A 21284-nucleotide genomic window follows, 5' to 3' on the forward strand; every position below is an offset into this window, starting at 1 on the left:
GTCACGATTAGTTGAATTAGCCATTGGTGGCACTAGCAAAGCGGATTTTCAGGTAGTCCGCCTCCATTTTCGCGCCCACCGGTTGCAGTGCCGCTAATCCTTGGGGGAGCACCATATTACGACGATGGTTGCCAATGCGAATATTCAACTCATCCGCCGTCTTGTGCAGTTCAATTTTTTCCTTGGGGACCCCCGGTAGATACAGTTCAAGGCTGTACTGGCCATCGCTGGGCACCACTCGAATGGTTTGCTCGTGGTAATAAACCTGAGCTGGATCCTCATCACCATAGAGGGTCTCCTTCAGGCGGTGCAGCGCTGCTAAACCACAGAGTTCCTCAGCAAACAGGGGCACTTCCTTGACGGGCAGTGGGCGAAAATTGTCGTGAATCTCTTGGCGATACTGTTGCTGGGTTTCTTTCCAGCGGGCAAAGAAGGGATCATGCACGGTCTCTGGCAAAATGCGGTTGGCCACCACTAAATCCGTAGCCACATTGTAGAGGCTGAGATAGGCATGGGCACGAAGGGATTCCTTGATCACCATCTTTTCTGGATTGGTCACCAAGCGCACGGAGGTTTGCGTGTTGTCGGTGAGAACTTTTTCAAGGGCTTCAATCTGCTCATAGAATTCATAGGGCGCATCCATGACCTCTTGATCGGGCAAAGAGAACCCGACCAAGGGCTTGAAAATTGGCTCCACAATTGGTCGCAAGGCCACGGACATCCGCTGTAAGGGTTTGTAGAAGCGGCGCATATACCAGCCGCTCACCTCGGGGAGGCTCAACAGCCGCAGCGCCGTGCCTGTGGGGGCAGAGTCAATGATGAGGACATCGTATTGACCTTCGTCGTAGTGGCGCTTCATACGCACAAGGGCAAAAATTTCATCCATCCCCGGCAGGATGGCTAATTCCTCCGCCTGAACCCCTTCTAACCCCCGCGCCTGCAATACTTGGGTAATGTAGCGCTTGACGGCTCCCCAGTTGTCCTCCAGTTCCATGAGGGCATCTAGTTCAGCACCCCAGAGATTTTCGGCAACGGCCACTGGCACATGCCCCAGTTCCCTGTCAAAACTATCGGCAAGGGAGTGGGCAGGATCGGTACTGAGCACCAAGGTTTTGTACCCCAACTCGGCACAGCGTAGCCCCGTCGCTGCCGCTACTGAGGTTTTACCAACGCCACCTTTGCCAGTCATTAAAATTACGCGCATGGGAAGGCTCTGCCCTAAACAGAATTGCTTAAAATATCTTAACCCTTGAGCTTATCCTCGGGGGGCGATCGCTCGCAATCAATCGAAATAAAATCATTAAGGAAAATAAATAAATACAACTGCGTATTTAGTTTTACTAACAATAATTTAGACCCCTCCCCGATCCCTTGGGGCGAATATTAAGTTAATGCTTAAGCCCTTGCAGTTGATGACTGTTTTCAAGGGTTTGTAAATCAAATATATTTGGACTTATCACGACTATGACCACAACTCTCCAACGTCGCGAAAGCGCGAATTTGTGGGAGCGGTTTTGTAACTGGGTGACGAGCACCGATAACCGCCTTTATGTGGGCTGGTTTGGGGTGATCATGATCCCCACCCTATTAGCCGCAACCATCTGCTTTGTGATTGCCTTCATCGCTGCTCCCCCTGTGGACATCGATGGCATCCGTGAGCCTGTTTCTGGCTCTTTGCTCTATGGCAACAACATCATCACGGGTGCAGTTGTCCCCTCTAGCAACGCCATTGGCTTGCACTTCTACCCCATTTGGGAAGCTGCTTCCCTCGATGAGTGGCTCTACAACGGTGGCCCCTACCAACTGATCATCTTCCACTTCCTGTTGGGTGCCTCCTGCTACATGGGTCGCCAGTGGGAACTCAGCTACCGCCTCGGTATGCGGCCTTGGATCTGCGTGGCCTACTCTGCCCCCCTGGCTTCTGCCTTTGCAGTCTTCTTGATCTACCCCATTGGTCAAGGCAGCTTCTCTGACGGGATGCCCCTCGGTATCTCTGGTACCTTCAACTTTATGATTGTGTTCCAAGCGGAGCACAACATTCTCATGCACCCCTTCCACCAACTGGGTGTAGCCGGTGTCTTTGGTGGGGCGCTGTTCTGCGCCATGCACGGTTCTCTGGTGACCTCCAGCTTGATCCGTGAAACCACCGAAACCGAATCCGCCAACTACGGTTACAAATTTGGTCAAGAGGAAGAAACCTACAACATCGTGGCTGCCCACGGTTACTTTGGCCGGTTGATCTTCCAATACGCCAGCTTCAACAACAGCCGCTCCCTGCACTTCTTCTTGGCCGCTTGGCCGGTGGTGGGTGTGTGGTTTACCGCCTTGGGGATCAGCACCATGGCCTTTAACCTGAATGGCTTCAACTTCAACCACTCGGTCATTGATGCCAAGGGCAACGTGATCAACACCTGGGCGGACATCATCAACCGTGCCAACTTGGGTATGGAAGTGATGCACGAGCGCAATGCTCACAACTTCCCCCTCGACTTGGCCAGCGCTGAGTCTGCTCCTGTGGCCATGATTGCTCCCAGCATCAACGGCTAAGCAACGTTATCTACTGAACTTTTACACAGCCGCTCCTAAACCTAGGGGCGGTTTTTTATTGCGTTACGGCCCACGGGGATTAAGGGGCTCAATATTAGAAAAGCTTAAGGGTAAGAGACTCTGGTACCTCCCCAGCTTCAATCTAAGAAATTGATAAAAATCAATGGATAGACAAGATTCCTTTGATCCTGTAAAGTTTGACCTCAAATCCATTGCTAGTCAAAAATATAACCATATAATTAAAAAATAGGAACTTGCAGTGTTTATTACTGCTGCTTTGGTCCCGTTGTTATTTATGGATTCATAACGACTATGACTACAGTTCTGCAACGTCGTCAGACAGCGAATCTGTGGGAGCGTTTTTGCGATTGGATCACCAGCACCGAGAACCGCCTTTATATTGGCTGGTTTGGGGTGATCATGATCCCGACGCTTCTTGCCGCAACGATTTGCTTTGTCATTGCCTTTATTGCCGCACCCCCTGTGGATATTGATGGCATCCGTGAGCCTGTTTCCGGCTCCTTGCTCTATGGCAACAACATCATTACAGCGGCAGTGGTGCCCTCCTCTAATGCCATTGGGTTACACCTCTACCCAATCTGGGATGCCGCTTCCCTTGACGAGTGGCTGTACAATGGTGGGCCCTACCAACTGATCATCTTCCACTTCCTGATCGGCATTTTCTGCTACATGGGTCGGGAGTGGGAACTCAGCTACCGTCTCGGTATGCGGCCTTGGATTCCTGTGGCCTTCTCTGCCCCTGTGGCAGCGGCAACGGCTGTGCTGTTGATCTACCCCATTGGTCAAGGCAGCTTTTCCGATGGACTGATGCTGGGGATTTCCGGTACCTTCAATTTCATGATTGTGTTCCAAGCTGAACACAATATCCTCATGCACCCCTTCCACATGCTGGGGGTGGCGGGTGTCTTTGGTGGTGCTTTGTTTGCCGCTATGCACGGTTCTCTGGTGACCTCCAGCTTGATTCGGGAAACTACGGAAACCGAATCCACCAACTATGGCTACAAGTTCGGTCAAGAGGAAGAAACCTACAACATTGTGGCCGCTCACGGTTACTTTGGTCGGCTGATCTTCCAATACGCCAGCTTCAACAACAGCCGCTCCCTGCACTTCTTCCTCGCGGCTTGGCCAGTGGTGGGTATCTGGTTTGCCGCCCTCGGTATTAGCACGATGGCCTTTAACCTCAATGGTTTCAACTTCAACCACTCCGTTGTGGATGCGCAAGGCAACGTGATCAACACTTGGGCAGACATTATCAACCGCGCCAACATTGGTATTGAGGTGATGCATGAGCGCAATGCCCACAACTTCCCCCTCGACTTGGCTAGCGGTGAATTGGCTCCTGTGGCGATGATTGCCCCGAGCATTGAAGCCTAAAAAGGTCGCTCCTAAACCTCTCTAGTGATAAGTAGTGATAAGTCCAAATCTGGCTCCCCACAGGGGGGCTTTTTTATGGCGATTACTGGGCGGGGAGTTGATACTGATCCACAATTTTTTTGGCAAAGGCGGGCACATGGGCGGCAAGTTTTTGGGGATAGTTGCGCCGCACATAGAGATAGTTGCGGGTGAAGTGTGAATCAATGGAAAAGCGGGCATATTCAAGCCCTTTGGGGCCAATACGCTCAATCACTAAGCCCACCAGTTTGGCCGCCCACATAGGCAGGGTAACGCCTTTATCGTAGGCAGGAATGCTTTGTTGTACCGCAGCGTGGCGATCGCCAGCACTCGTGACGGGCTGGATTTCCAATTGATCCCGCACAAGGTCCAGCATTTCTTGACCCCGCTCATTGCGCACCACCAGCCACTGCCAACCCAAGGGGGCCCCCATATATCCCACCACCAAATCGGCAAGGCCATTGACATAGTCAAAGCAACTCATGCAGGAGGGGGCAAAAACATCCTTGAGTTGATTGGTTTTGAGGCCAAAGAAGGGCACGGTTTCTGTGGAGCCGTCGCTGTGCTTGAAATGTACGCGAAAGTCCTGCATGAACTCGTAGTAAATCACCGTCTCGGGCGATCGGCTGGTGGTTTCCAGGAATTTTTGCAGACCCGCACGGGTGACGTTATCCACGCAGGGGGTTCCCAACACATAGAGCTTCTCTAGACCCAGTTTGTCCTGAACGGCTCGCAGGGCCTGAATTTGACAACCAACCCCAATCACCAACAGCCGTTTGAGGCCAGCTTGTTCCACCTGCTCTAGCACCGAAAGATTGGGAGATAGGGTGGGCTTGTTTACCCGCGCTGCCAAAATCTCCTCACGGGTGCGGGCAATCACCGGCTTGGGGGTAAAGCGATCGCTCTGGCTATTTTGAACACAGACAACGCCCTCAACCCGTCCCGATTCCAACAGGGCAATGGCAATAGTGCTGACGATGCCCGTCCACTGGGCTCCCGGAATCGGCTCTGTTTTGCGAGCCGCCATCATCTCCTGGTGAACGCCAAAGTAGCACTCATCCCAGTTGTCAAGATCACGGGCACGGCCATGACTTTGCTGCTCAAGGGTCTCAAACTGTTGATTGAGGAAGGCACAGGCCTCTTTGACATAGTGGATGTAGTAGGTGTCGCAGAGGCCACACTCACTGCATAGGGTCTTGGCGGGGCGAGGGCTACCGGGCTTGAGGGCACGGGCTTTGTGATGGGCAGCAGTCATGGGCACTTACTTCAGCAGTGAACGGGCGCGATCGCAAATCGCTTCGGGGGTGAGGCCATTGTAGGCCATCAGTTCGGCAGCGCTCGCCGTTGTTTCACCGCGCTGCCAAGCCAGTAGATCGCGAGGACAAGTGGCACGCAGCAGAACGGGTTCTAATAGGGCCGAGGCTCCCCCCGTTACCCCCAAGAGAGCATCGCCGTCAAAGAGCCGCTGAAAGGTGGTCTCATCAGCAAAGCCGCCATCGGGTTCGGCGCAAGTGTGCCAGGCAACATCCATGGGGCGGTATAGTCGCCGAGGATTGATGACCGAGACAATCCGCACCCGATAGCCAAGCTGCTCCAACTGAGGTAGGGCACTGTAAACGGGTTGCAAAATCATATCCCCCAGCACCGCCAGCACCAATGTGGAACCACCACTGGCAGACTCGTAAAGGGTCACCGCACCCTCATTCAGGGCCTGCTCTGTTTGGGCAAAGGTGGTGCGCACAGGTAGGGGAGTTTTACTAGCAAAGATGGCAATCCCTTTATTTTGGGTTGTCAGTGCCCAGCGATAGCACACTTGAATACTATTGGCATCCGGCGGAAAGAGGACAAAGATATTGCCATTGCGCAATAGGGCACCGTAGTAGGCTTCAATTTCCGGGCGTTGATGCGTCCAGCCATTGCGTCCCTGCTCAAGGGCACCGGCGGTGAAAAGGGTAACCGTTGAAGGGGTGGGGCGGCGCAGTTCTGCCATCGCCTGGGTGACCGTTTGCCAAATGGGGAGACCATTAATGGCAAAGGATTCGTAGGAGCACCAAAGACTACGGCTGCCCATCAAGCACAACCCTGCTGCTAGACCCGCACAGGCATCCTCGCTCAGGGGTTCGTATACTTGGCCATTGGGAACTTGGTTGTAGAGGGGATCCGTCGTTGGGTGAATGATCTTGAGAGCTTGGTTGATGTTGCCAATCCCAGAAGCCTCATTGCCATCGGCATTGGTGACAAGGTAGCGGCGATCGCGCTGCCCCACTTCTGCCACCATGCGCCCCATGGCAGTTGTGGCGACTTTGCTTTCCCCCAAGGCATAGGCCTCAAGGGCAATCTCGCCAAGGGGAGGTAAATCCAAGACCTGCTCTGTAACCACCACCTCCGCCGCTGGCCCGCCGGCGGCTGCCACGGAGTTTTGACGCACCAGTTCCCAGGCGGCAGGAGAAAGGGCACGGGCTTTGAGGGCATTGACAATATCGGGGTTATCGAGGGTGTGCTGGGCGTAGAGATTATGGGATTTTGCCCCCTTGGCATGAACACCTGCCCCCTTCAGTTGTTTGAGAATAAAGACGGTCAGGTTGCCAGCGAGAGCCGATCGCGCTGCCTCTTGCATCCCCTTAAGGACCGCCTGCACAAAGGCCAAGCGCTGCCCAAAGGAAAACTGAGTGCTATCGACGTAGTCCCCCTCTTGACCGCTGTCGTCAAAGTCCTTGGCATCCACTAGCACCACCTCTTGGAAACCGTTGCCGTGCCAGTAGGCCATCATTTCGGGATTGGTTTTCCGAGAAACCATGCTGTGGTGTTCTTGGCTGAAGCCATTCCAGACCAGAACCGGTAGGAAGTTGGTGACCTCTGGGAAAGCGGTGTGGAAGTGCGCCATGCTGCTCATGACGTAGGGCTCCCCTAGGCCGCCATCCCCTAAGGTGAAGGGAAAGAGGGTCTGGCGGTGTAACCAAGCAGCGGCCATGGCAAAGTGCTGCCCCTGTCCCAGGGGGCCGGCAGGCGCCAGAACCCCCGGAATATAGCCTGAGAGGTGGCCAAGCAGACCATGTTTTTCGCGGAAGCGATCGCGCAGGTCCTGAACCGTATAAATGCCCATTTTCTCTAGGGAGCGATCCAAGAACAGGGCGGCATAAAAGCCCGGCGCATGGTGCCCCACTTCCGTAATGATATTTTTGTGTCCCAACATCACCAGGGCAGCATAGGCTTCTGCTTGACTGGCAAAGCCGCCGGGATGACCTGAGGCCTTACTGCCGGTCATCTGTAAGATCAGATAGCGGAGGGCATCGGCATAGAGGAGCGTTTGATAGGCTGCTTCCGGGGCCTCCAGATCTGTAAGGGCGGGCTGCTGGGTACTCAGGAGTGGCCTTTGACCATAGCGATCCCAGTCTGGCCAATCATTGCCAAAATACTGAATTCCTTCACAGAAACGGGGGACTGAAGTTACCGCTGTCATAGACCCTGACCCAACTCTTGAGTGCACGCTTAGTCTCCTATCTTACAGGGGTGGGGAGTGCCCCTGAGGGCAGTTGATCAGGGAATAGCGGCAAAATAGCGGTGTTGGAGTGGATTGCAGGCATAGATTGATTTTTCTTGGGGAAGGGATTAACAATGGCGTTGGTGATAGCAGGCGATCGCAGCGGCGTCGGCAAAACCACAGTTGCCCTAGCCTTAAATGCGGCTCTAAGGGCACGGGGGCAGCGGGTGCAAACCTTTAAGGTGGGCCCTGACTACATTGATCCGCTGTTTCACAGGGCCATCAGTGGCCGACCTTGCCGTAACCTCGATGTGATCTTAACCAGTCCTGACTATGTCAGCGCCTGCGTCGGCTACCACAGTCAGGGGATGGATGCGGTACTCATTGAGGGGGTCATGGGCCTATTTGATGGCCGGGGCGGGAGCCATGAGGGGAGTACAGCGCACATTGCCCAACTGTTGCAGGCACCCATCCTCCTGGTCTTAGATGTCCAAAAACAGGCAGCATCGGTGGCGGCGGTGGTCTATGGCTTTTGCCACTACAATCCATCGCTTGAGATTGCTGGTGTGGTCTTGAATCGGGTGGCCAGCGATCGCCACCGGCAACTGTTAGAAGCTGCCCTTGCCCCCCTGGGGGTGCCGATTCTTGGCGTCCTCTATCGCGATCAGGCCTTGGCACTCCCCAGTCGGCACCTCGGCCTAGTGCCGCCCCAGGAATCCCGCGAGTTTCAAGCCTTGGGCGATCGCCTTGCCCATTTGGGAAACACCTGTTTTGACTGGGAGCGGCTTACACCACTGCTTGCCCCTGCTCCGCCGCCCCCAGACCCGCCTTTTAACGTTTCCCCCCTGACTCAAGTCACCATTGGCATTGCCCAAGATGCAGCCTTCCACTTTTACTATGCTGACACCCTTGATTTGCTTCGCGCTTTGGGGGCAACGTTAATCCCAGTCTCACCCCTACGGGATACCCACTTGCCTACGGATCTGCAGGGCTTGATCTTGGGGGGTGGCTTTCCGGAGGTCTTTGCCCCAGAGCTAGCAGCGAATCACTCGTTCCTTGGCTCACTGCGGCAGGCCATTCAAGGGGGCTTAGCCCTCTATGCGGAGTGTGGTGGCCTGATGTACCTCAGCCAAGGCATCGAAACCTTCGAGGGACACTACTACCCCTTGGTGGGATACTGGCCAACGGTTGCCCACATGGGTAAAAAACTCACCCTCGGCTATCGCCAAGCGACAGCTTTACAAACAACGGTGTGTGTGCAGGCAGGAGAGACGGTTCAAGGCCATGAATTTCACTATTCCTGTTTGAGCGTGCCGCCCGCAAGGCCTCTGTGGCAATTGGCGGGTGAACCGGAGGGCTGGGGCAACTCCCGAATCCACGCCAGTTATCTGCATCTCCATTGGGGCGGCCATCCCCAGTGGGCAATTCGCTTTCTCCAGCAGGCAGCAAGGGCTGGATAATGCGACTCACGGCAACGTAATTTTTGAAGGTATTTTTTGAAGGGGTTGTTGGGGAAGGTCAATGCCAAAGCAATACCGCTACGGGCTCTACCTTTGCCTTGGGCTGCTAGTGATGCTATGGGTAACTCTGGCGGCTTGGGCGACGGCCCCCTCCCAGAACCTGGCGTATTGGCAGCGGGTGATCCAACAACACCAGCAGCAGCAGCAGGCAGTCGGTCAGCAACGTCAACAACTAGAACGCCTTGAGGCAGCGGCGAGCGATCGCCTGCAGCGTTTGGAAACGAATGTGGATACAACCAGCCAACAGTTGGCGGCGGCCCGCGATCGCCTACAGGCGGCAGAAAACTTGCTCAAGGAGCTCAAGGAGCAACAACAGCTTCTGAGTCGCCGCTACAGGGCCAGTGTTGCCGTGATTAGCGATCGCCTGCGGCGGCTACAACGCTATCGTGAGATTCCCCAGTGGGCCATGCTCTTTGAAGCAGAGACCCTCAATGACTGGCTGGAGCGGCAGGGGCGTCTGCGTCAGGTGTATGCCCGCGATCGCCAGCACTTGGCTGCCTTGGTTCGCGATCGCCAGCAACTTCAGCAGCAGGAGCGGCAAATTCAAGTACAACAGCGATTTATTCAAGCCCTGCGCCAGCAACTCCAACAGCAGCACGACATCTACGAACGGGAAGCCCACAGTCAACGCCAACTCATTGCCCGTCTGCGGAGCGATCGCCAGGCCCTTGCCTCCATTGAAGCCCAACTGGCCCGTGACAGCGTTGCCATTCAGCAACTCCTTAGCCAACGCCTCGGCTATGTCCCCAGGGGTGCTCCACCCTTGCCCCGCAGTGGCCGTCTGGCTTACCCGATTCAAGCACCGCTAACCAGTCCCTTTGGTTGGCGGATTCATCCCATCTTGGGGAGGCAGCGGTTCCATGCGGGTGTAGATTTTGGTGCTGATTTTGGCACCCCCATCTTTGCTGCTGAAGCGGGCACCGTGATCTTTGCCGGTTGGTCAGGGGGCTACGGGCAAACCGTGATCCTAGATCATGGCGGCGGGATGACAACGCTCTATGCCCATGCCCAGCGGCTCCTCGTACGGGAAGGCCAATTTGTGCAACAGGGGCAGCCCATTGCTGAGGTTGGCTCTACGGGACTGTCAACAGGCCCGCACCTCCACTTTGAAGTGCGCTTGAACGGCGAACCGAGCAATCCTTTGGCCTATCTCTAGGGGGTTGGCTGCCAAAAGACCCCAAGGGCATTGTTGACCCGCGTCGTTGTCACCCCATGGCGATCCACCAACACACCCCCTAGATAAAGGGCCGTTGAGCTGCCTCCATCCAGATTCACTGCATTGATCAAGCCCAACCGATGGACAATTTGTGCCCATTCTGCCAGGGTGGGCCCCATGCCACCTATACGGTTGTGGGTGGTGACCCAGACAATGCTGCCATCACTGCGATTCCCCATGGCACTGCGGGGGGCCGCCTGGGCATCCAAGCCGGCCCCAAATTGCTCCAGTGCCGCATTCAAGACCACCCGCCCCTGCTCCACCAGTAAGGGACCGGCACCAACAATATTGGGAATGCGATTAAAGGCAGCAGGCACAGCAGTCGTTTCCAGTTGCACCGCCGCCCCCGGTGGGAAGTTGGCCAAGGCGGAATTAAAGTTACGCGCCACCAGTAGGAAGCCCTCTGAGGGAATGGGAACCGTTTGATCCTTGTTGATGGGTTGCTGCCCCACCACCTGTTCATTGCGCACCGTAATCACGACTTCACTGCCCGTCTTCCCTTGGTAGCTCCCGCCCCAACTGGGGGTATAGAGGGCAAGACCTGCTTGGACATAACCAGAATTGAACGTGACAATGGGCACTGTGCCGGTCGGCGTCCTCACCCGCTGCTGCAAACTGAGGCGACCCACAACAATCTGGCCGCGATCGTCCCAGCCAATGGCACCGCGATTGAGAATCGGGCCGGAGAGCCAGTTACCCTCCCTGCGAATTGCCCCTAAGGGAGCTTGGCGATCGCGATTAAAGAACCCGCCATTAATTGCTGCGGCTGCCTGCCAGCGTTGCGCCAATTCCGGCACCGTTGCTAGGCCCACCAAGGTTGTGGGGCTTATTTCCAGGGGACGCAGACGCAGCCCCGGCTGTTGGGGATTGATGATGAGTAGATCCACAGGGAACTGACGAGTGCCTAGGATGACCGTTTGCTGTTGCCAGCGCAGTCCCGGTGCCCATTGAATTGTGCGGGGAGGTGGCGCATCACTGCGAAAATCAATCACCAGACGCGGTGGGTTGAGCAGCATTGAGGCCACTGGGCGAACTGTGCCGGGAATTTGGGTCTCCAATACTGTGCGATCCGGGGTAGCCGTAATTTTGACCTTGGGGAGCGGGGCCAATTGTCCTGTGGCTTCAATTGTGAGACTGAGATCCCGAGGCGTCAAAGCGGTGCGGCTAAAGGTGAGGCGATTGATCTGCCAAGGGGTGGGGCGGTCCAATTCAAAGACCCAGCGATCGCCCCACGGTTGCCGTCCCTGCCGCCAACTGAGAATCCGGGCTGGGGGTGTGCTGATCTGGAGCGTATTGCCCTGGGGTTGCACCCGCCACTGATGTTGCTCAATCCAGGGCGTAATGTCTAGGTAACGATACATGCCATTGGCGCTAAAGCGCACGGCCAAAGGACTAAATTGGCGCTGAAACCATGCCACTGGCTGCTGAAAGGGATCTGTGGTATCGCCAAGGAGAACACCAAAGCGCTGGGCCAGGCCCCCGTCACTAATGCCGGTGCGCAGTTGATTTTGGGCATCGCGCCACTGCTGCCAAGCCACTGGATAGTCGCGGCCATTGACGTTCAGGCGATCGCCCTGAATCTCTTGGGCAAGGACAATGTTGGCGCTGGCGATCGCGACCGTCAGTCCATTCCCAAAAACTAAATAAGCTGAGCGTGCAAGCACCCTTGAACCAATCCATCCATACTGAGACTACGCCAGTATAGTTGACGCCGACGCCCTAAAGAGGGCTCCAATGGGCAGATGGGTTTCTGGGGAAATCGGATTACCCCTGCTCTGAGGATGAGGAGACCTGCTCTGGGGGCGGTGCCACTTGGGGCTGGAATTGGAACAGGGAGTACACGACATTGCGGCGAATCATCACCATCATGTCCAGGAACAGTTCATAGCCCTCCCGTTTATACTCCACCAAGGGATCCTCTTGACCATAGCCCCGTAGGCCGACGGACTCCCGCAGGGCATCCATCTGTTGCAGGTGCTCCCGCCACAGCAGGTCAATTTGCTGCAGAATAAAGAACCGTTCTGCCTGCCGCATCAAGCCCGGTTGAATGGCCTCAATTTGCGCTTCCTTTTGCTCGTAGGCAGTGCGCACTTGCTCATGCAAAAAGGCCTGCATCTCCGGTACGCTGAGGTGCGCCAGATGCTCAGGGCGCAGGTCCGCAAGTAAATACACAAATTCCTGCACCTTGGCGACTAAACCCTCCAAATCCCATTCCTCCGGCGGTAGATCGGGATTGACATAGGCGGCAATAATGTCATCCATGGTTTTTTCGGCGTACTCTAGCACCCGATCCTTGAGGTCTTCCCCTTCGAGCACTCGCCGCCGCTCAGCATAGATGGCGCGCCGCTGGTTATTCATCACCTCGTCGTATTCAAAGACTTGCTTGCGGATGTCGTAGTAGTAGGTTTCCACCTTGCGCTGGGCATTTTCCAGACTGCGAGTCAACAGCGGCGACTCAATTGGCATATCTTCATCAATGCGCATGGCGTTCATGATACTGGCAATGCGATCGCCCCCAAAAATTCGCAGCAGGTTATCCTCCAAGCTTAGGAAAAAGCGCGTTGATCCGGGGTCGCCTTGACGTCCGGCCCGTCCCCGCAACTGATTATCAATCCGCCGCGATTCATGGCGTTCTGTGCCAATGACGTGTAGGCCACCGAGGGCCACCACCTCTTCGTGTTCTTTCTTGGTAACCACCTCATATTCTTCGCGGATACGGTTAAAGGCATCCCGCAGGGCTTGAATCACAGGGTCTTCGGTCGGTGCTTTCTCCGAGGCAATCGCCAGCATGTCCTCTGCCTGCAACTCCGGCAGACTGCGCTCACCATAGGTCTTGACGGCTACATCCACCGCATGGCGCAGCAGCTTTTCTGCCTCCTTGCTCATTTCGCAGGGGAAAAGTCCCGGTGAGGCCTTCCAATTTTTCTGTGCCCCTTGACTGAAGCCTTGACCACCGCCGCGATCCATTTTTAGTCCCAACAGCATCATCGGGTCATCACTGGGGGGCATCACAATCCGGGGCATAAAATACTCCCGTACCTTGAGGCGAGCCATGTAGTCGGCATTCCCCCCCAGAATAATGTCTGTTCCTCGGCCTGCCATGTTGGTTGAGATCGTCACTGCCCCCTTGCGTCCGGCTTGGGCAATGATCTCCGCCTCTCGCTCCACATTTTCGGGCTTGGCATTCAGAAGGTTATGGGGAATTTCCAACTCCCGCAGCAGTTGGGACAATAGCTCTGACTTTTCCACACTGGTGGTTCCCACTAGCACTGGCCGACCCGTAGCGTGCACCTCAGCACATTCAGAGGCCACTGCCAGCCATTTGGCCCGCTCGGTTTTATAGACCACATCGGGAAAGTCCCGCCGCTGACTGGGGCGATTGGTGGGCACCACGGTCACTTCTAGCTTGTAAATTTTCTCGAATTCCGCCTCTTCGGTCTTGGCTGTACCCGTCATCCCCGCCAACTTGGGATAAAGCAGAAAGAGATTTTGGTAGGTAATTGTGGCCAGGGTTTGGGACTCATTTTGAATTTCCAGGCCTTCTTTGGCTTCGATCGCCTGATGCAAGCCATCACTCCAGCGGCGACCCACCATGACCCGTCCAGTGAACTCATCCACAATGACCACTTCACCATTGCGGACAATGTAGTTCACATCCCGCTGGAAGAGTTCCTTGGCCTTGATGGCATTAAAGATGTAGTGCGCCCAGGGATCTTGGGGGTCATAGAGATCGCTTACCCCCAGCAACTTCTCCGCCTCAATAAACCCTTCATCGGTCATCAGCACATTGCGCGCTTTTTCATCCACCTCATAGTGCTCGTCCTTTTTCAGGAGGCGGGCAATCTCAGCTGCCTTGAGGTACTTCTCGGTGGGACGCTCCACTTGACCCGAAATAATTAAGGGGGTGCGGGCTTCGTCAATGAGTACCGAATCCACCTCGTCAATGATGCAGTAGTTGAAGGGACGCTGCACCACCTCCACCATGGAGGTAGCCATATTGTCCCGCAGGTAGTCAAAGCCGATTTCGCTGTTGGTGGCATAGGTAATATCGCAGGCATAGCTTTTCTGTCGCTCTTGGGGTGCCATTTGCTGCTGAATGAGTCCGACCGTCAGACCCAAAAAGCGATGCACCTGCCCCATCCATTCCGCATCCCGCCGGGCCAGATAGTCGTTGACCGTAACAATGTGTACCCCCTTACCTGTGAGGGCGTTCAAGTAGGCTGGGAGCGTGGCCACGAGGGTTTTGCCTTCGCCGGTTTTCATTTCAGCAATTTGGCCATCGTGGAGAATCATGCCACCGATGAGCTGGACATCAAAGTGGCGCATCCCCAGTACCCGTCGTGAGGCCTCGCGCACCACTGCAAAGGCTTCTGGCAGCAAATCATCCAGGGTTTCGCCATTGTCCAATCGCTGCCGAAATTCAGCGGTCTTAGCCTGTAGCTCACTATCGCTGAGGGCCTGAACCTGTTCCTCCAGCAGGTTAATTTCGACCACAAGGGGCTGATACTTTTTAACCTTGCGCTGATTGGGATCGCCAAAGAGGGCTTTCAGCATGCGACGGGCACCATGGATACAAAGCTATATACTCTAATCCTATAGCAACTGCCTGTTCCTCGCTGCCAAGACGTCGCCTAGACACGACGCAACCTAGACAGGTAGTCTAGACGTATTGACTGATGTCCTCTTGGCAGACATCACTGAGGTAGGTCAGGGCGCGCAACCGCAGCATCACCACCTCCTCATAAAAGGGATTGAGTTTACACAGGGGGGGAATGGTAATGACTGGCCGACCAAAGAGGGAGAAGGTGCGGGCAAAGGGACATTGGGCAGGAATCCAGCGACAAATGCGGTGGGCGATCGCTGGCGTCGTAATTGGATAAGTCATTAGCCATTGACGGATTTTGGTGATTAAAGAGGTCGGGGTGCGTTGGCTAAGGAGTTGATTCATGGGGCTATCCTCACAATTGCGCATACCCTCACGGTAAAAGATAACTTAGGTAAATAGCAATATGTCTTTAATATAAAAAATATTTATAAATAATAAGCATTGCTAAACTGGCAGCAGGTGCAGGTGAGGTCTCGCCGTCCTTGCGCTCAGCGGAGTGCTAAACTGTTCATCAACGCCAACTCGGATAAAGTTTTGTCTAGAAAGTTTTCAATTGCTTGCATAAACTCATTTGCTGTTGTTGCCTCTTTAGCTTGGCCTTGATTGAATTCCCTAAGGAAGATACTCAATGAGTCCACTGGTTGCTAACTACTACCTGACCTACCGCTGTAACGCCCGCTGCCATTTCTGCGACATTTGGGCGCTGGAACCAGGCAAGGAAGCCGACTTTAGTACCATCCAAACCAACCTACGGGATTTGAAGCGCTTAGGCGTGAAATACGTGGACTTTACGGGGGGCGAACCGCTGCTGCGGGCCGATGCGCCAGCAATTTACCGCGAAGCCAAGCGTCTCGGTTTCATCACCAGCATGACAACCAATACCATTCTCTATCCCCGTCGTGCCAAGGAAATTCAGGGGGTGGTGGATTTCTTGAATTTTTCCCTTGATGGGCCGGATGCTGCCACCCATGATCAGTCGCGGGGCGTGAAAATTTTTGACACGCTGGTGGAATCGGTCAAGATTGCCCTTGAGTTGGGTGAATATCCCGTGCTGAACCACACCGTGACAGCCCAGAACTATGAACGAATTGGGGAAGTGGCTGAATTTGCCCAAAGTTTAGGGGTACGGGTTTGGCTCAACCCTGCCTTTACTGCCCACGAACACTACAACGACAAAAAGAACCCCACTCCCGAAATTGCCAACAGCATTGAACAAACGGCGAAGAAGTATAACAATGTTGGTTACAATAAGGCAGCATTAGCCCTCATTCGCGCAGGGGGAAACAGGACTCACAATCCCCGTTGTAAGGCGGTGGATGCCGTGATTGCCATTTCCCCCAATGATGAGTTGCTGCTACCGTGCTACCACTTTGCGCAGAAGGGAGTCCCCATCAATGGTCGCCTGTACGAACTGTACAGGTCCTCCCAGGTGGTAGAGGAGTATCGCCGCTCCCAAGGCCGACTCCCCGTCTGCGAAGGCTGCACAGTGTGGTGTTATCTCATTCCCAGCTTCTTTAAGGGACTGGATAAGTACTGGTTTCTCAATCAGGTGACCTATGCCGGAGAATTCCTGGCCCGAAAACAGTTTCTACAACGAAGCCGATCCCCTCGACGAACTCCTGTCGGAGTGGGTTGATGACCCAGAGAGTCCTCCATTACAACCGCGTTCTGAGGGTCGCCGTCGCAAGGCTTTCCTAGCGTTGTCTCTGATTTGGGGCACCACGATCGCCATTCATCTGATTGTCGGTGGTATCTGGCTTATCTATGTCCTAACCCTCTTGATGAGTTTACAAACCCTGCGCTACTGGCGCGCCCAACCCCAAAGTCTGCCAGGGTCAGAGACAGCAGAAAGTGTGCCGCCGATGGTGTCCTTGGTAGTGGCTGCCAAAAATGAAGAGGCGGTGATTGGTCGCCTGGTAAAAAACCTCTGCCGCTTGGATTATCCCCACTACGAAGTGTGGATCATTGATGACAACAGTAGCGATCGCACCCCCGATATTTTGAGGGAACTACAAAAGCAGTATCCTCACCTGAATGTGCTGCGGCGACTGCCGGGGGCCGGGGGTGGTAAATCCGGTGCTCTCAATCAAGTGCTACCCCTGACACGGGGAGAAATTATTGGCGTCTTTGATGCCGATGCGACGGTCCCCCCAGATCTCCTGCAGGCGGTGGTCAACCGTTTTCAGGTGGCCAGTGTCGGCGCTGTCCAAGTGCGCAAGGCGATCAGTAATGCCGACATCAATTGGCTGACCCAAGGCCAAGCGGTCGAGATGATCCTCGATGCCTACTATCAACAGCAGCGAGTTGCCTGGGGCGGCATGGGAGAACTGCGGGGCAATGGCCAATTTGTGCGGCGGCAAGCCCTAGAGCGCTGTGGGGGCTGGAATGAAGAAACCATTACCGACGATCTGGATCTCAGTCTGAAGCTGCATCTCCACGGCTGGCAGATTGACGTGCTGATGAATCCAGCGGTACAGGAAGAGGGTGTGACTACACTGCTGGCACTGTGGCACCAACGCAATCGCTGGAGCGAGGGGGGCTACCAAAGCTATCTCGACTACTGGCAGCCCTTGCTGCGCAATCGCCTTGGCTGGCAAAAAAGCTGGGATGTGTTTTGCTGGTTTTTGATCAAATATGCGATTCCTACGGCCACCATTCCCGATCTGCTGATGGCCGTGCTGCGCCACCGCCCGCCGGTGCTGGTGCCCTTGACAACGCTGAGCCTGACGATTTCGATGGTGGGGATGCTACGGGGCATTCCTCAGGCTCAATCCGTGGGAGTGGGGCAACTGTTTTGGCAGAGCCTATGGGGAACCCTATACATGTTCCATTGGTTGCCAGTGGTGAGTACGACCACCTTGCGTATGGCCCTACGGGCAAAACGTCTGCGCTGGGTGAAAACGGTGCACCATGGCACCTAGGGAAAAATCTGCTGCCTAAGGATCTCAGGAGCAACCACTTTAAGCTAGTCTAGGGGCAGATTTTTACGGGTTCTGCCATGTCTCGGAATAGTAACCTGCTTCCCTTGCTCCTCTCCCTTATCTTCACCTGTGGCCTGCTGGGGGTGGGGGCAGTGCTTGTCCTGCGGCTCCTAGGCCATCAAAATCCCCTAGAACAAGTCACTGGCGGGTTGTCCACTTCACCGGCAGAAAAAACACCAGAGAGGTCGGGCGCCAATTTCAGTGATGTCAGGAATGTGCCCAGCGGGACATTTCAGTACGGAGGCAGTACGACGTGGGCGCCAATTCGCCGCGATGTCGATCCTTTAATTCAAGTGGTTTGGCCAAATTTTCGTCTGCGCTACACGGATCCACCAACCGGTACACCGGGGTCGGGCAGTGGTATTCGCATGCTACTGAACAATCAAATTGCCTTTGCCCAATCCTCACGCCCTTTGAATGAACAGGAGCGGCAGCAGGCGCAGAGTCAGGGTATCAAACTCGTTGAATTGCCAGTGGCGATCGATGGGCTCGCGATCGCCGTCAATCCAACCCTCCAGATCCCCGGCTTAACAGTCCAGCAGGTGGTTGATATTTACACCGGTAAACTTAGGAACTGGAGTCAAGTGGGGGGGCCCAATCTGGCCATTACCCCCTTTTCACGACGCTTGGAAGATGGGGGTACCGTGGAATTTTTTGTCCAAGAGGTCTTAGGGGGGCAGCAATTTGGCACTAATGTCGTGATGGTACGAGATACGACGGATGGGCTGCGGCGCTTGGGGGCGACTGCGGGCGGAATTTACTACGCATCGACACCGGAAATTGTTGGTCAGTGCAGTGTGCGACCGTTGCCCTTGGGGCGTCAGCCGAATCAGTACGTTCCTCCTTACCAAGAACCCTACGTTGATTCTTCCCAGTGTCCCCAGCGCCGCAACACCCTGAACTATCGAGCCTTTCAGGACGGCAGCTATCCCATTACCCGTCGCTTATTTGTCATTGCTAAGGATGACAATAGCCCAGATGCCCAAGCGGGTCGTGCCTATGCGGCTCTGCTGTTGACCGACCAAGGACAGGCAATCATTGAAAAAGCGGGGTATGTCCGCCTGCGTTAGGGGAGTGCTCTCTTGAATAAGCCCTTCAATCGCACCTATGAGCGGATGATGGTAGCGATCGCCAGCCTCAACCTGGCGTTGGTGCTCTTTGATCTCACCTATATTCCGCTGCGGGACTTTTGGCTGTTGGGAAAAGTCGGCATCCCCCTAATTCAGCGGGTGATTTATCTACCCCAACCGTTGCCGATTACCCGCCTCTATGACCCCATTAAAGGGATTCAACCCCACCGAGTAACGCAGCAGTACATCACCACCGTCAACCAACTACGGCACACCATTACCACTGAAGGCGTGGATGCCCCAGCAACACAAGCGCTTTTGACGCAGTTGCGGCAGCAGAGTAAAACCATGGTGGACACCAACCCCTTTGCTCTGGCCAATAAGAGCGGCACCCTTGAGCAGATTAAGAATCGCATGCGGCAGCGGGTCTTTGGCAGTCGGGATGCCTCCTCCAAAGAGGCCTTTGAGCGCTTTTGGAGTCCGGAGTACATCAATGAACGGGACTGGCGGAGCAACCTGAATTGGTTTGAGAAGCACATTATTCCCCTAATCGCGACCAACTATTGGCGCGCCTATGGCGAGGATGGGAATTTTCTAAATCGGTTTGGCGTTCTGGATCTTCCTTTTAATCTCCTCTTCTTTGTTGAGTTCTTGGGTCGCACGTTTTGGCTGAGTCGGCAGTATGGCGGTTGTGGCTGGCGAGATGCCATGCTGTGGCGCTGGTACGATGGGCTGCTCTTTTTTCCCTTTTGGTGGTTGGCACCGACGTGGGCATGGCTGCGGGTGATTCCCGTCATGATTCGCCTCGATCAAGCGGGTCTCATCTGCCTGGATACCCTGGAGCGGCAGCTATCTCAAGGCTTGGTGGGGGCGATCGCCACCGACATTTCAGAGGTGGTTGTCCTGCAAGTGCTGACGCAGCTGCAAAAGGCCATTCGCCGCGGTCAGTTTAGCCACTGGCTTCCCCGTGCCTCTAGCTTACAGGTCAATAGCGTCAATAGCAGGGTGAATGACATTGATGAATTGGGGGAACTGGCCGCCTTGGTGGTTCAAGTGATCCTCTACCGTGTTGTGCCTCAACTGCGGCCAGAAGTGGAAGCATTAGTGGCCTACAGTGTGGATCAAGTCCTACGGCAAGCCCCCCCCTATCGCCGATTGCTAGAGAGCCCGACCCTAGCCGCCTTACCCCTGCAGTGGCGCCAATCCCTTGCCAAAGAGATTAGCGATCGCCTCTTTCTGCTGTTGGAGCAGGCCAGCAAAAACCAAGGCAATCCACCCCGTGAAGGCACCTTGCTAGTGAGTCAACTGGCGCAAAAATTTGGCCAAACCCTGAGTGCTGAACTCCAAGAGGAACAGGTGGGCAAGGTGATCCAAGACCTCTTGGTGGTATGGCTAGAGGAACTGAAAATTAACTTTGTGCGCCAGACCCACCTGGAAGGCATTGAAACCGTTCTAGAGGAAACTCGCACCCTTCAGGAACGTTTGGCGCAGAACCGGCTTAAACCCTAGGCTATTCAAGGGGTTGCAGCAGCCACAGGGCAGTGTAGGTCGTGTCCCTGGGCGTGGGCTGAATGAGTAGAAAGTGCAAGCCTTGGCTTTTTTGCAGGCGATCGCGAAACACGTCTCCCGCTTGGGCAATTTCCGAATCCTGAAACGTTAAAAACACCCAGCGATCGCGCAGGCCACTGTGCAGGAGAACGCCACAGGGCTGCCCCGGTACAAACTCTAGACGATAGGGCACCTGCTCTTGGAACCAGCGAGCCAGCTTCAAGGATTTGCGACCCCCATAGAGAATAATTCCCGGAATCAGGGTGTCTGCCGCCAAGCCTAGGGACTCCGGCAGCATCTCCATTTCCAAGGCCAGAATCCGTAAAGGGTACTGCATCAGTTGCTGCAAATCAGGAGGCGCAATCGCTGCAAACTGCCAAGATTCTCCCCAAATATCATCCGGCAAGGGCAGGGGCGGGGGCTGCTCAATAGCCAAGGGATCGTAGGCTTCACCCGTGTAGGTTTTCAGGCTTGGGTATTCCTGAGCGCGTTGACACAGGTAGTGCTTCAGAGCAGCAGTGCGGCGGGTGGGCTCTAGGGGGATGTTGAGCTGTTGGCAGGCTCCTTCCACCAGCCCTAAACTCTGGGGGCGAAAGACCTGTACCCGCTCTGGCAAGGGCTGACCGCAACTGTTGAATTCTGTGGCAACCCAGGCACTGCTCACCAGCGGTTCGGGACAAAAAGTCGTGTAGTAAAAATGGTCTTCAGGATCACAAATCACCAGTTCCCACAGATCAAGACCACTGGGGGTACGCAAAGGCCGACGGTAAAGGTCAACTTGCCAACGGGACATCGACGGAATGGATAGGCAAAAGAGGGGATAGCCTTTCTCTTCAGACTGAATTAGGGGCTATATTTATTCTCCTGCTTTTTCTCTGATTTGTTAGAGCTATTCCAATAAA

At 54.9% G+C, this 21284-nt stretch carries 15 protein-coding genes; 8 read left to right on the forward strand and 7 right to left on the reverse strand.

From position 1 onward, the window contains the following. Positions 1–16: 16 nt before the first annotated feature. Complete coding sequence (locus TLL_RS09350) at positions 17–1204, reverse strand: TRC40/GET3/ArsA family transport-energizing ATPase (RefSeq protein ID WP_011057679.1); 1188 nt, start codon at positions 1202–1204, stop codon at positions 17–19. 260 nt (positions 1205–1464) lie between these two features. Between TLL_RS09350 and psbA (TLL_RS09355) the strand changes: the two genes are divergently transcribed. Beyond that, entirely contained in the window at positions 1465–2547 is a 1083-nt protein-coding gene (gene psbA, locus TLL_RS09355; protein WP_011057680.1) for a photosystem II q(b) protein, read from the forward strand. Between the two features lie 312 nt (positions 2548–2859). After that, complete coding sequence (psbA, locus tag TLL_RS09360; protein ID WP_011057681.1) at positions 2860–3942, forward strand: photosystem II q(b) protein; 1083 nt, start codon at positions 2860–2862, stop codon at positions 3940–3942. A gap of 82 nt (positions 3943–4024) precedes the next feature. Here psbA (TLL_RS09360) and TLL_RS09365 read toward each other — a convergent pair whose 3' ends face one another. Together TLL_RS09365 and TLL_RS09370 are read right to left on the reverse strand one after the other, a co-directional pair. Continuing rightward, complete coding sequence (locus TLL_RS09365; protein ID WP_126986860.1) at positions 4025–5215, reverse strand: Coenzyme F420 hydrogenase/dehydrogenase, beta subunit C-terminal domain; 1191 nt, start codon at positions 5213–5215, stop codon at positions 4025–4027. A gap of 6 nt (positions 5216–5221) precedes the next feature. Continuing rightward, positions 5222–7420 carry a phosphoketolase gene (locus TLL_RS09370; RefSeq protein ID WP_126986862.1) on the reverse strand — a complete coding sequence of 733 codons (2199 nt, stop codon included), beginning with the start codon at positions 7418–7420 and terminating at the stop codon, positions 5222–5224. A gap of 155 nt (positions 7421–7575) precedes the next feature. On the opposite strand from TLL_RS09370, the gene TLL_RS09375 reads away from it, so the two are divergent. Together TLL_RS09375 and TLL_RS09380 are read left to right on the forward strand one after the other, a co-directional pair. Then, a complete protein-coding gene (locus tag TLL_RS09375; RefSeq protein WP_164920940.1) occupies positions 7576–8901 on the forward strand; it encodes a cobyrinate a,c-diamide synthase in 1326 nt (441 codons plus the stop codon). 61 nt (positions 8902–8962) lie between these two features. Next, on the forward strand, positions 8963–10117 hold the full coding sequence (locus TLL_RS09380; protein WP_011057686.1) for a M23 family metallopeptidase: 1155 nt from the start codon (positions 8963–8965) through the stop codon (positions 10115–10117). Here the strand turns inward: TLL_RS09380 and TLL_RS09385 are convergent. From TLL_RS09385 to TLL_RS09395, 3 genes are all read right to left on the reverse strand, one after another. After that, a complete protein-coding gene (locus TLL_RS09385) occupies positions 10114–11841 on the reverse strand; it encodes a phosphodiester glycosidase family protein (RefSeq protein WP_011057687.1) in 1728 nt (575 codons plus the stop codon). The two genes, TLL_RS09380 and TLL_RS09385, sit on opposite strands and share 4 nt — an antisense overlap. Before the next feature lie 100 nt (positions 11842–11941). Beyond that, a complete protein-coding gene (secA, locus tag TLL_RS09390; RefSeq protein ID WP_011057688.1) occupies positions 11942–14731 on the reverse strand; it encodes a preprotein translocase subunit SecA in 2790 nt (929 codons plus the stop codon). A 106-nt stretch (positions 14732–14837) separates the two neighbouring features. Next, a complete protein-coding gene (locus tag TLL_RS09395) occupies positions 14838–15149 on the reverse strand; it encodes a Mo-dependent nitrogenase C-terminal domain-containing protein (protein WP_011057689.1) in 312 nt (103 codons plus the stop codon). Between the two features lie 262 nt (positions 15150–15411). Here TLL_RS09395 and TLL_RS09400 point away from each other — a divergent pair, with 262 nt between their 5' ends. From TLL_RS09400 to TLL_RS09415, 4 genes are all read left to right on the forward strand, one after another. After that, the gene (locus TLL_RS09400) at positions 15412–16419 is read left to right on the forward strand and encodes a radical SAM protein (RefSeq protein WP_011057690.1); all 1008 of its coding nucleotides are present in this window, start codon (positions 15412–15414) and stop codon (positions 16417–16419) included. Then, on the forward strand, positions 16340–17704 hold the full coding sequence (locus TLL_RS09405; protein WP_011057691.1) for a glycosyltransferase: 1365 nt from the start codon (positions 16340–16342) through the stop codon (positions 17702–17704). Before TLL_RS09400 ends, TLL_RS09405 begins: the two co-directional genes overlap by 80 nt. 77 nt (positions 17705–17781) lie before the next feature. After that, positions 17782–18834, forward strand: a complete 1053-nt coding sequence (locus tag TLL_RS09410) for a PstS family phosphate ABC transporter substrate-binding protein (protein WP_011057692.1) — start codon at positions 17782–17784, stop codon at positions 18832–18834. Positions 18835–18846: 12 nt separating this feature from the next. Continuing rightward, positions 18847–20343, forward strand: a complete 1497-nt coding sequence (locus TLL_RS09415; protein ID WP_193329014.1) for a hypothetical protein — start codon at positions 18847–18849, stop codon at positions 20341–20343. Position 20344: 1 nt separating this feature from the next. Here TLL_RS09415 and TLL_RS09420 read toward each other — a convergent pair whose 3' ends face one another. Then, positions 20345–21175 (reverse strand): Tab2/Atab2 family RNA-binding protein, encoded by an 831-nt coding sequence (locus TLL_RS09420; RefSeq protein ID WP_011057694.1) that lies wholly within the window; start codon positions 21173–21175, stop codon positions 20345–20347. Positions 21176–21284: the final 109 nt, after the last annotated feature.

Source organism: Thermosynechococcus vestitus BP-1, assembly GCF_000011345.1.
In the GTDB taxonomy this organism is placed as follows: Bacteria; Cyanobacteriota; Cyanobacteriia; order Thermosynechococcales; family Thermosynechococcaceae; genus Thermosynechococcus; species Thermosynechococcus vestitus.